This is a genomic window from Sphingomonas sp., assembly GCF_031361285.1.
Lineage (GTDB): Bacteria > Pseudomonadota > Alphaproteobacteria > Sphingomonadales > Sphingomonadaceae > Sphingomicrobium.
The window spans coordinates 1-12,355 of record NZ_JANMCO010000174.1; the positions used below are offsets into that span (position 1 = coordinate 1).

Annotated in this window: 7 protein-coding genes; all 7 read left to right on the forward strand. The window is 62.6% G+C overall.

The window, feature by feature from the left end; all coding sequences use genetic code 11:
- Nucleotides 1-521 precede the first annotated feature (521 nt).
- The 7 genes from RMO25_RS13575 to RMO25_RS13605 all read left to right on the forward strand — a co-directional run bounded on the left by RMO25_RS13575 (nucleotide 522) and on the right by RMO25_RS13605 (nucleotide 12,287).
- Complete coding sequence (locus tag RMO25_RS13575; RefSeq protein ID WP_309663136.1) at nucleotides 522-1,853, forward strand: aspartate aminotransferase family protein; 1,332 nt, start codon at nucleotides 522-524, stop codon at nucleotides 1,851-1,853.
- Complete coding sequence (locus tag RMO25_RS13580) at nucleotides 1,850-3,931, forward strand: FAD-dependent oxidoreductase (RefSeq protein ID WP_309663137.1); 2,082 nt, start codon at nucleotides 1,850-1,852, stop codon at nucleotides 3,929-3,931. Before RMO25_RS13575 ends, RMO25_RS13580 begins: the two co-directional genes overlap by 4 nt.
- Nucleotides 3,932-3,939: 8 nt before the next feature.
- Nucleotides 3,940-5,133 carry a P1 family peptidase gene (locus tag RMO25_RS13585; RefSeq protein WP_309663138.1) on the forward strand — a complete coding sequence of 398 codons (1,194 nt, stop codon included), beginning with the start codon at nucleotides 3,940-3,942 and terminating at the stop codon, nucleotides 5,131-5,133.
- Nucleotides 5,130-6,704 carry an aldehyde dehydrogenase family protein gene (locus RMO25_RS13590; RefSeq protein ID WP_309663139.1) on the forward strand — a complete coding sequence of 525 codons (1,575 nt, stop codon included), beginning with the start codon at nucleotides 5,130-5,132 and terminating at the stop codon, nucleotides 6,702-6,704. Before RMO25_RS13585 ends, RMO25_RS13590 begins: the two co-directional genes overlap by 4 nt.
- Complete coding sequence (locus tag RMO25_RS13595; RefSeq protein WP_309663140.1) at nucleotides 6,701-7,417, forward strand: CoA transferase subunit A; 717 nt, start codon at nucleotides 6,701-6,703, stop codon at nucleotides 7,415-7,417. The genes RMO25_RS13590 and RMO25_RS13595 overlap by 4 nt, the downstream gene beginning before the upstream one ends.
- 1,298 nt (nucleotides 7,418-8,715) lie before the next feature.
- On the forward strand, nucleotides 8,716-9,942 hold the full coding sequence (locus RMO25_RS13600) for a CehA/McbA family metallohydrolase (RefSeq protein WP_309663164.1): 1,227 nt from the start codon (nucleotides 8,716-8,718) through the stop codon (nucleotides 9,940-9,942).
- 1,022 nt (nucleotides 9,943-10,964) lie between these two features.
- Nucleotides 10,965-12,287: an amino acid permease gene (locus RMO25_RS13605; RefSeq protein ID WP_309663141.1), complete on the forward strand. Its 1,323-nt coding sequence runs from the start codon at nucleotides 10,965-10,967 to the stop codon at nucleotides 12,285-12,287.
- The last annotated feature ends 68 nt before the right edge of the window (nucleotides 12,288-12,355 follow it).

Sequence of the window (12,355 nt, forward strand, 5' to 3'; positions counted from 1 at the left end):
CCGCCGATGAGAGTGTCGTTGCCCGAACCGCCGTCAAGCGTCGTGTCGCCGCTGCTTCCCGCCATGAAAATTCCCCCCGAGGAATTCGCGCTTTTGGCCTGCACTAACTGTGCCGACTCGCCCCCGGCGAATCGTTAAACGCGCGTTAACTATGGACTTTTTACGCGGCAAGCCAAGAGCTTGGTTACGCAACCGTGCCAAATCGGGACTAAACCACCCCAATCAGTAGAGCGGGAGCGAGCGCGCCGGTGGTTCGCAAATGGGCCAAAACCCGTCAGTCCAAATGTACCTTGTTAGCTGAGCTGTCGGTTCGCTGTCTCAGCAATGCCGAGCCGCTATTGAGTGCACGCTCTGCGATGGTTGTTGGGTGGCCATTCGTCCCAGGGCATCGACTGTGTTATCCGTTGTGTCTCTCAGAGGGGCAGCAGCTATGCCGTCGTCCGTTTCGTCCGGCATTGGGCTTCAGCGTGAATTAACAGCCAGTGCATTGAACCCGCCGCCGCCGCAGTTAGTCTGACCAAATGACCGCGGGGCACGTCTTTCACCGTTCTACCGTCGCTTGCCCCCCGGTCGCGATGAGAGGTGAAGGCATATTCTTGATCGACGCCGAAGGCCGACGGTACATCGATGCCTGCGGCGGAGCAGCCGTATCCTGTCTTGGTCACGGCCACCCCGAAGTCGTCGCCGCGATCGCCGAGCAGGCTGCGCGCCTGGAATATATTCACACCGGTTTCTTCACGACCGAGGCAGCCGAAGAGCTGGCGAACGTCATTGCAGACATGGCGCCAGGCTCTCTCGGCCGCGTCTGGTTTACAAGCAGCGGCTCCGAAGCAATCGAGGCCGCCTTAAAGCTTGCGCGCCAGTACCATCTCGAGCGCGGAGATGCTGGTCGTAACCGCGTTATCGCGCGGCGTCAGAGCTACCATGGCAACACGCTTGGTGCACTCGCTGCCGGAGGAAGCGCCTGGCGGCGCGCGCCTTACCAGCCGCTCCTTTTCGACGTCGCTCTCGTCGATCCCTGCTTCGAATATCACTTTGCAGAGCCCGGCGAGAGCCCGGAAGACTATGGCCGCAGGGCGGCGGATGCGGTCGAGCAGGAGATTTTCCGCCTCGGTCCAGGAACCGTCATCGCCTTCGTCGCGGAGACGGTTGTTGGTGCCACGGCCGGCGCTGTTCCACCCGTCGGCGATTATCTCAAGCAGGTCCGCTCGATCTGCGACCGCCACGGCGTCTTGATGATCCTCGACGAGGTGATGTCCGGTGCGGGCAGGACTGGCACCTTTCTGGCGTGCGACCAGGATGGCGTCGTTCCCGATATCGTGACGCTCGGAAAGGGTTTGGGCGGTGGCTACCAGCCGATCGGCGCGGTGGTTTGCACTGACGAGGTCTATGACACGGTCGCTCGCGGTTCGGGAGCGCTCAAACATGGGCAGACGTACAATGCGCATCCGGTCGGGTGTGCCGCCTCGCTCGCCGTTCAGCGCGTCATCCGGCAAGAGGCGCTCATGGAGCGCGTACAGATTGCCGGAACACGATTGATGACGCTTCTTCGCGACCGGTTTGGCGATCATCCCAATGTCGGAGACATTCGTGGCCGGGGGCTCTTTCAGGCCATCGAGCTCGTGGCTGATCGTTCGACCAAGGCTCCCTTCGTTCCAGAGCTCGCGTTGCATCAGCGTGCGAAAGCCGATGCGTTCGAACGCGGGCTGCTCATCTATCCGAGCGGCGGCACGATCGACGGCCGTCTCGGAGACCATATCCTGCTGGCGCCCCCGTATAATGTGACCGACGATGAGCTCGACATGATCGTCAGCCTGCTCAGCGAGACCTTGGACGCGATTCTGCCGGCATGACCCGCGACCCCCGCTACGACATCCTGTTCGAGCCGGTGCGCATCGGTCCGGTGACAGCGCGCAACCGCTTCTATCAGGTGCCTCACTGCACCGGGATGGGCTGGACACAGCCGGAGGCGCTCGCGCGGCTGCGCGGCATCAAGGCCGAAGGCGGTTGGGCGGTGGTGGCCACGGAGGAGACGGAAATCCATCCGACGGCGGATTGCGAGCCGTTCCACGAAGGCCGGCTATGGGACGATCGCGATGTCCCGGCCATGGCTCTCATGGCCGACGCAGTGCACGAGCATGGCGCGCTCGCCGCGATCGAGATCATGCATCATGGTGGATCGGTAGCGAACTGGGGAACGCGCCTTGCTCCGATGGCTCCGTCCCATCGCCCGATCATTTACAATTACCCGGTGCAGGCACGCGCGATGGACAAGCAGGACATCCGCGATCTTCGCAAATGGCATCGCGACGCCGCGATCCGCTCGAAGAAGGCGGGCTTTGACATCGTCTACGTCTATGCAACTCACGACCTTTCGATTGCGCAGCAATTCCTCCAGCGCCGCAGGAACGACCGGATCGACGAATATGGCGGAAGCCTGGAGAATCGTGCCCGCCTACTGCGCGAGCTGATCGAAGACACCAAGGAGGCGGTGGGTGACCGCTGCGCCGTGGCAGTCCGCTTCGCGGCCGACGAGCTGATCGGTGAGGCCGGCCTGACTTATGATGGGGAATCGCGCGACGTCATCGAGATGCTCGCCGAGCTGCCGGACCTGTGGGACATCAACATTTCTAACTGGCCGAACGACAGCCAGACTTCGCGCTTCGCCAAAGAAGGATTCCAGGAGGAATATACCAGTTTTGTGAAGCAGCTGACGAGCAAGCCGGTCGTCGGCGTCGGGCGCTTCACTTCGCCGGACACGATGGTCTCGCAGGTCAGGCGCGGGGTCTTGGACTTTATTGGCGCCGCCCGGCCCTCGATCGCCGATCCGTTTCTTCCGAAGAAGATCGAAGAGGGGCGGATCGACGAAATCCGCGAATGCATTGGCTGCAACATATGCGTGTCGAGCGATTACACGTCGACCAACCTGCGCTGCACGCAGAATCCGACGATGGGCGAGGAATGGCGCCGCGGTTGGCACCCCGAGATCATTCCGCCAAGGAAGTCCGAGGGCTCAGTGCTAGTGGTGGGGGCAGGCCCGGCCGGGCTGGAGGCCGCACTGTCGGCCGCGCGGCGCGGCTACGAAGTTCATCTTGCCGAAGCCGGATCCGAGCTCGGTGGCCGCGTCAGCCGCGAAAGCCGGCTCCCGGGACTATCGGAATGGGCGCGCGTGCGGGACTGGCGGGTTACGCAGATGGCGCGGATGGAGAACGTCTCGATCTACCGCGACAGCGCGCTCGAAGCCGAGCATGTGCTGGAGTTTGGTGCGCGGCACGTCGCGATAGCGACCGGTTCGGCGTGGCGGCGCGACGGTATTGGGCGCGATTCCGGATATCCCGTGCCGGGGTTCGACGGTCCGGCGGTCTTTACACCCGACGATCTGATGTCCGGTCGCGTGCCGGACGAGGGCCCGGTGATCATCTGGGACGACGATCATTATTACATGGGCGGGATCCTCGCCGAGCTGTGTCGCGCCGCAGGACTTGAAGTCACGCTCGTCACGCCCGCGGCGATCGTCTCTGCATGGACAGCCAACACGCTCGAATCCCTGCCAATTGCCAAGCGGATTGCGCGGCTCGGAATCGCGGTGGTCCCCTACACCAGCGTCGCGGGGTATAGCGGCGGCAAAGTGCAGCTGGTGAGTGGATTGACCGGCGCGGAAACGCACCTTCCGGCTGCATCGCTGGTCACCGTCACAGCGCGTTTGCCAGCCGATGAACTCCACTCGGACCTCGATCTGGTTCGCGATCGCTGGGAGAGCGCGGGGATCGCGTCAATCACCCGGATCGGCGATTGCTGGGCGCCGAGCACCATCCAGCAAGCCGTCTATACAGGTCACAAGTGGGCCCGCGGGCTCGACGAGCCGCCCGAGGGGCTGATCCCGCGCGAACTCCCGATGATCGAATCCGGCCGTGTGAAAGTGGCGTTGTGAGAGCTGCGTTGGCGCTGCTCGCAATGGTGCTGGCCGCGACGCAGGCGGATGGACGGGCGCGCGATCTCGCCATCCCGTTCGAGGGCAAGCCCGGGCCGCTCAACGCCATCACCGACGTCCGCGGCGTCGAGGTCGGCCAGATCACGCTGATCGCTGGAGAGGGCGCGCTCAAGGTCGGTGCGGGGCCGGTCCGGACCGGCGTGACGACGATCTTCCCGAGGGGCCATTCTGACGCGCGCGCTGTCTACGGCGGATTCTTCGACCTCAACGGCAATGGCGAAATGACCGGCCGCGCCTATCTTGAAGACTTTGGCATTGTGCAGGGTCCGATTGGCCTTAGCGACACCAACGCGGTCGGGCAGGTCTATGCCGGCATCCAGCAGTGGAGCGCGAAGCACACCGGTTCCGCGACCTGGCCGGTCGTTGCCGAAACCTGGAGCGGCTATCTCAGCGACATCGACGGCTTTCATGTGACGTCCGAGATCGCAGTTGCCGCACTCGACGCGGCCAAACCCGGTCCGGTCGAGGAAGGCAATGTCGGCGGCGGGACCGGCATGGTCTGCTTCGGCTTCAAGGGTGGTATCGGTACGGCGTCGCGCGTCGTTCTGATTGGCGGAAAGACCTACACGATCGGCGTGCTCGTCCAATGCAATACCGGCGACCGAAAGGTGCTGCGGGTCGCGGGCACGCCGGTCGGCCAGGCGCTCGCCAGGCGCTGGCTGCCGTGCTTCGATCCGAAGCTCGCCGCGAATGCCGACGACTTGCCGCCGTGCACCGCCGATGGATCGATGGGCGTGACGCCGCCCGACCAGGGATCGATCATCATCGTCGTCGGAACCGATGCGTCGCTGACGCCCAATCAACTCGATCGCGTTGCGAAGCGCGCAGCAATGGGTCTCGCGCGTCTCGGCTCTTATTCGGGCAATTCGTCGGGCGATCTCATTGTCAGCTTCTCGACCGCGGTCGCCGAGGTGAACCACGAGGACCAGGACAAGCCGGATCCGATCGCGCCTGTCCCCAACGCGACGATCAATCCGATCTTCGAGGCCACTGTCCAGGCCACCGAGGAAGCGGTCATCAACGCGCTGGTCGCGGCGCGGACGATGACGGGGATCAACGGCGCGCGCTATTTCGGCATTCCGCACGATGAGCTTCGTGCCATCCTCAAGCGCTACAATCGGCTCGAAAGTCCCGTCAGATGAATGACCTGCCTCGCGTCACTTACTCGAATACAGGCGAAGACTTTTCCGGTGTCCATGCACACCTCGACGCCATCATTCCGGACGCCGAAGCGCGCCTTCTGGCAAAAAGTCGCCCCGCCTTCATTGGCGGTCGCGATAGGACCGACGGCAATTTGGTCGTCGCCCGAAGCCCAATCGACTTTGACATCGTTCTCGGCGAGTTTCCGCAGGCGAACGCGGCGCTGGTTGACGAAGCCGTGAAGACCGCCCGAGCGGCCTTTCCGGCTTGGCGCGACAAGGGTTGGGCGCACCGAGTGGATACCCTTCGCCGTGGCGCCGACATCCTGGAAGTGCGCAAGTGGGATGTTTCCGTCGCCTGCCTCATCGAAGTCGGTAAATCTCGCTTCGAGGCGGTGGGCGAAGTCGAGGAGGCGATCGACCTCATCCGCCACTATTGCTCGGAGATTGAGCGTACCGACGGCTTCAGCGAGAAGCGTCCCGGCGCCTCATCGGCCGAAAGATGCGCCGTCGTAATGCGTCCCTATGGCGTTTTTGCGGTCATTGCGCCGTTCAACTTCCCGGTCGCGCTGTCGCTCGGGATGGTGTCGGCTGCGCTCGTCGCCGGCAATACGGTCGTGTTCAAACCGAGCGACGCGGCGGGACTCACCGGCCGGTTGGTCGTCGAAGCATTGGTCGAGGGCGGGCTTCCCGACGGCGTGCTCAACTTGATTCAGGGCGGACGCGAGACCGGCAAGGCGCTGGTGGTAAATCCGCACGTCGACGGTTTCGCCCTTACCGGGTCGAACGCGGTCGGCATGTCGATCCTGCGAAGCGCAGCCTCGTCGCACGCAATGCGCCCGGTTCTTGCCGAAATGGGTGGCAAGAACTCGGCCTTCGTGACCCCTGGCGCGGACTTGTCCGTCGCGGCGTCCGGCGTCGCGCGCTCGGCTTTCGGACTTTCCGGGCAGAAATGCAGTGCCCTGTCGAAGGTCTATGTTGCCCGAGACATAATGAACGATTTTCTAGGGGTCCTTGCCGATACTACAAACAAGCTCCTTGCCGGCGATCCCCGGCGGCAAGACGTGTTCATCGGGCCGGTCATCAACCGGGCCGCCCTGGACCGCTTCACTTTGGCGGCTGCCGAGGCCGGGACCGCCGGGTCCATCGTGCTTGGCGGAAAACAGCTTACCGGAGAGGTGTTCGACCGCGGCCCTTATGTCGAAGCGACGATCGTCGCAGGGCTCCCCGCCGAGCATCGAATCAACTGCGACGAGCTGTTCCTGCCGTTCCTCAGCGTCTTGCCCTTCGACGTCCTGGAGGACGCGATCACTGACGCGAACCTCTGCGCCTACGGCCTGACCTCCGGCATCTACACGCAAGACAAAGCGGAGCTCGATCGCTTCCTCAATACCATCGAAGCTGGCGTGCTCTATGCCAACCGCGCCAGCGGCGCGACGACCGGCGCGTGGCCCGGCTTCCAGACCTTCTGCGGTTGGAAAGGTTCGGGAACCACCGGCAAGGGCGGCCTCGGCAGCTGGTACTTGCCCCAGTTCATGCGCGAGCAGAGCCACACGATCTTCGGCTCACCGTGAACAAACTCTACGACTCGCCCCGGGCGGCACTCGACGGCCTCCTGCGCGACGGGATGACTATCATGTCCGGCGGCTTCGGCCTGGTCGGGAATCCCGAAAGCCTGATCCAGGAGATCAAAGCGTCCGGAATGAAGAACCTAACAGTCATTTCAAACAATGCGGGTGCCGATGACTTTGGCTTGTGGCACCTGCTCGAAAGCCGCCAAATCCGCAAGATGATCTCCTCTTACGTTGGCGAGAATAAGCTGTTCGAGCAGCAGTATCTTTCAGGCGAGCTGGAACTGGAGTTGAACCCGCAAGGTACTTTGGCTGAGCGGATCCGGGCCGGCGGAGCCGGGATCCCCGCTTTTTACACGCGGACGGGTCTCGGGACGGTCGTTGCGGAGGGGAAGCCGCACGAGGAATTTGCAGGTCAGCTCTATGTCCAGGAGACATGGCTGCGTGCCGATCTGTCGATCATCAAGGCGTGGCGGGCCGATGCGCATGGCAATCTCCAGTTCCGCAAGACCGCGCGAAACTTCAATCCGGTCATGGCTACCGCGAGCGACGTGACGGTCGTCGAGGCCGAAGAATTGGTCGAAGTCGGGGAAATCGATCCCGACTGCGTGCATACGCCCGGGATCTACGTCGACCGGATCGTGAGGAGCACGATCAACAAAAAACGGATCGAGCAGCTTACTGTCCGGCCGCGCAATCACCGGATCAGGGGATGACGAGCGTGGTCCAGCGCACGATAATGTTCGCAATCTTGCTGCTCGGCCTGGGTGGAATCGCACGGACCGAGCGCGAGCCCGTGCTCAAGCAAGTCGACCTGCCTCACAGCTATTACTGGCGCGAGCTGTACATTCCGCAGCTGACCACCGGCCCGTCGAGCGTGAGCTTCACACCTGATGGCAAGACGCTCATCTACAGCATGGCGGGGTCGCTATGGCGCGAGGTGATCGGTTCCGGCGAAGCAGTTGAGCTCACGCATCCCCCTGCCGCCTACGATTATCAGCCTGATGTCTCGCCCGATGGAAGCAGCGTGGTCTTCAGCCGCTATGACGGCGATTCAATTGAGCTGTGGCGCCTCGATCTCAAGGATGGTCGCGAGCAAGCACTGACCTCGGGCAAGGCGGTCAATGTCGAACCGCGTCTCTCTCCCACCGGCAAGCGCATCGCCTGGGTGTCGACCTTGGGCACCGGTCACTTCAACCTGATGATTGCCGACGTGTCACCCGATGGGCTGCGCAACGCGCACCTTTTGCTCGGCGAGCGTAAAAGTCGCATCGCGCGCTACTATTATTCGGCATTCGACCACACAATTAACCCGTCGTGGACACCCGATGGCACGCACATCTTTTATGTCTCGAACAATGAGGTGGCCTGGGGCACTGGCGACATTTGGACCGTGTCGGCGGACGATCCAAAAGACCGGCGCAAGATCCTCAGCGAAGAAACTAGCTGGAGTGCTCGTCCCGAGTCTTCGCCCGATGGCAAGCAAGTGCTCTTCGCTAGCTACCACGGCAGGCAGTGGCGCCAATTGTGGGTCACCACGCCCGACGGGGCCGCGCCGCTCCCGGTCACATTTGGCGATTTTGAGCGATGGAATGCTCGCTGGTCGCCGGACGGTGAGCGCGTGGCTTACATCACCAACGAGCATGGCAACACGAGCCTCATCGTCCAGGACTTCGTCGGCGGCGCGCAAACGGAGATTGTCGCAGCCACCCGGCGATACAAAGTTCCGCGCGCGAAACTGACGCTTGATATCCGCGACGAGCGGGGGCGCAGCGTCGCGGCGCGGGTCGCCGTGGTGGGCAGCGATGGCCGGGCCGTTGCGGCGAACTCATCCTGGATGCGCGCCGATGATGGATTCGATCGCGCGCTGCAGACAAGCGAAACGCACTATTTCCACTGTTCTTCAAATTGCACGGTCGAAGCGCCAGCCGGCGATGCGTCAATCTGGGTTCAGCGCGGCTTTCGCTACCTGCCATCGAGGCAGGCGGTGAAGCTGGTCGCGGGCACCCATCGAATGGTTTCGGTCAAGCTTCAGCTCAATGATTTGCCCGCAGCGTTCGGGAAATTCCACAGCGCCGATCTGCATGTCCATATGAACTATGGCGGACACTATCGGGACACGCCGGAGAACCTCGCTCGGCAGGCGCGCGCCGAGGACCTCGACGTCGTTTACAATCTTATCGTCAACAAGGAGGAGCGAGTCCCGGACATTGGCTCCTTCCGTCCTGGCCCCGATCCGGCGAGCGGCGATGGCGTGCTGATCTTGCACTCGCAGGAATATCATACAAGCTACTGGGGGCACCTCGGCCTGCTCGGCCTTTCTGACCATTTCTTGACACCCGGCTTCTCGGCCTATCAAAACAGCGCGCTCGCCAGTCCCTATCCGCATAATGGCGTCGTCGCCGACCTGGCTCATGCGCAAGGCGCGTTGGTCGGCTATGTCCATCCGTTCGACTGGGACATTGATCCACCGAACGAGAAGTCGCTTAGCAACGAGCTTCCCGCCGACGTCGCAAACGGCAAGGTCGACTACATGGAGATCGTCGGTTTTTCCGACCACAAGTCGACCGCGCACATCTGGTACCGTTTGCTCAATCTCGGCTTCCGCATTCCCGCCGGCGCCGGCACGGACGCCATGGCCAATTATGCAGACTTGCGCGGGCCAGTCGGAATGAACCGCGTGTTCCTCGACACCGGCGATGACATCAATCCTGCGGCGCTGAAGGAAGCGCTAAAGGCGGGTCGGACGTTTGCAAGCAACGGGCCGTTGCTCGGCCTAGAGCTAGGTGGAAAGCACCCCGGAGGCACCGTTTCGCGCACTGCTCCGGGCAAGATCCGCTACCGAATTTCAATGCGGTCCCCGGTCGCAATTGAACATCTGGAACTCGTGCAAAACGGGAAGGTTGTAAAGGCGTTCGATCTGACAAGCGATCGCCGCAGGCTGGATGCTTCAGGCGCTGTGCAGGTCGACAATACGGGCTGGATATTGCTGCGAGCGTGGAATGACGGCGCCGACCCGCAAGTCCTCGATCTTTATCCCTACGCGACGACCAGCCCGGTCTACGTCGATTTGCCCGGAGGCCGCCCGCCGGACGCGACGGACGCGGCCTATTTCGTGGCTTGGCTCGACCGCCTCATTGCCGACGCGGGAAGCCGCATCGATTACCGAAGCGCGCGCGAGCGGGAGGCCACACTGGATTACCTGCGCAAGGCCCGAGCTCACTACTTGGGCCTTGAATGACCGAGGCCAAAATGTCGTGGTTTTGAGATTACGGCTAATGCATGCTTTCGACTTTAGGCGGGCATTCCGATCCACCTCCACCGCAAGGTTCACGCTAAGCCAGGGACGCCTTCAGTGACCCGAGAGATTCGGCATCGCAGGATGCATACGCCTCCACGGGTGGTGTATCGATGACATCGAGTTTAGGGATTTCGGACCGAACGGCTTTGACACTGTAGCAGCCCGCCAATTCATAATGAATGAGTCGCGCCTCGGCATTGGTGGCGCCGCGAGCCATGACCTTCGACGCACGCATTCGGCTAAGCCGGTATGCACGTTCCACAAGAACTACCTTTCCTGCAAAAAGAGAGGCGGGAGGTGTTACTCCCGCCTCGATTGGTTAGATGGTCTGGAGGTTCAGCGCGACAGACCTTGTTGTGGCTGTTTGTGCCAACTTCATAGGACAGGCGCTGGCCGGTTTTGGGCGGGTTCGTCTTGATGTCCTACGCAAAGGCGCTGCGTTCGAAAGCGAGATTTTCGCCGCCAGTTTCCGGCTTGATTGAGCCACGGGCATGTTCGACGTCAAACGTGTTGACGGTGCCAAAATATTTCATCGCGAGTTCCTTCGTTTCCAGGCGTCAGAATTGGCACCTGTTGGCTAGGAGACGTCAAAGTTGGGAGAAAGGTGCGGCTGAGCGCCCAAGACCCTCGATCGGCGACTGGTGGCAACTCTATAACCGTTTCAAGCACATAACGTTGTCTCCTGGGCCCGCCACCAGGCTTCCATTCAGCCCGCTTTCCACTCCAACGGAGCCGTCTTGCCACGGGTACGCGACATCTCACGTGACGTCCGTTTTCCGACCAAACCTGCCGCGACCGACTTTGACCGGGCGGCGAGCCTCGCGTTGCTCAGCGCGGCGCCCACGCCGACCCATTGACCGCCCTGCCCGGGGAAAAAGGGATGCGCGCGTCAACGCCCCTTTTCAGCTATGCACCGGGGCGACTAGGCCGATGCGACGGGACTGCCAAGGCTCGGGGGGCGCATGACAAGACAGCGCGAAAAGCCGCAGACGATCGGAATCTGGATGACCGCTGCGCTGGTGGTCGGGACGATCATCGGATCGGGAATCTTCATGCTCCCGGTAAGCCTTGCGCCGCTCGGGCGTAATGTCTTGGTCGGGTGGATGGTCAGCGGGATCGGTGTGATGTGCATCGTCTTCGCGCTGGCACAACTGTCGCGGCTTGGTGGCGACGGCATACAGGCCAATATCGAGCGCGAATTTGGCCCGACTATCGCGTTCCTCGTCGCGTGGGCATTCTGGGTTTCCAACTGGGTGGCGCAGGCGTCGGTCGCGGTCGGTGCAGCGTCGGCCATGTCGTTCGCTGGACCGCAATTGGGCGGGCCCGGACTGATCGTTCCCATCGCCATCGGCTGCGTCGTCCTGCTCACCGCCGTCAATGCGATCGGCGTGCGCGCGGCCGGCGGACTTTCGGTCGTGACCGTAGCAATCAAGCTGTTGCCGTTGCTGGCGGTGATCTGGCTGTTCGTTCAACGCGGTGCGAGCGGCGGCAGCTACGAGCCGCTGCCGCCACTTGCGATCACCTTCGCCAATGTCGCCACGGCCACTGCATTGACCTTTTTTGCGCTGACCGGCTTCGAAGGCGCCACCACCCCCGTCGGCAAGATTGCTCATCCGGCGCGCACCATCCCGCGCGCATTGTTTGCCGGCACGGCATTGGTCGTCATCCTGTACCTGCTTGCTGGGACCGGCATCCAGCTGCTCTTGCCCGCCAACGTCGTCGCGGCTTCGCCCGCCCCATACGCCGACGCCCTGGTGTCCAAATGGGGACACGGCGTCGCATCCTTGGCCGCTTTGGCGATCGCAATCAGTGCGTTCGGTTGCCTGAACGGGCTGATCTTGGCCACCGGCGAGCTCGGCTATGCCATGGCCCTGCGCGGCGACCTGCCCGCCGTCATGACCAGAACGCGCGGTGTCAACACTCCGGTCGTGGCGCAAGCCGTCGGATCGGGCCTCACCATCCTCTTGCTGCTCGCCAACAGCAGCCGTGCCACAGCCAATTTGTTCACGTTCATCATCCTGCTGTCGATCGCGGCCATCATCGTCCTCTACTTCGCAAGCGCATTGGCGTCCTGGAAGCTTAGCCCGACGCTCGGCGCGCGAGCGATCATCGCGATCGGCCTCACATTCATTGCTTTTGCGACCTACGGGGTCGGCCTCGAAGCCAGCCTTTGGTGCCTGGTATTGCTCGCCGCGGGATTGGCCATCCGAACTGTCATGCGCCGCTTCAATTCGCGCGCAACCATCCCGGCGGCGGAGGCCGCTCCAGAAGCGATCCATTCCTAACGTCCGCTTTCCACTCATTGCGGACGTTAGGCTGTCTGCTGAAGGTGGGTCGGGAAGGGGTCACATTC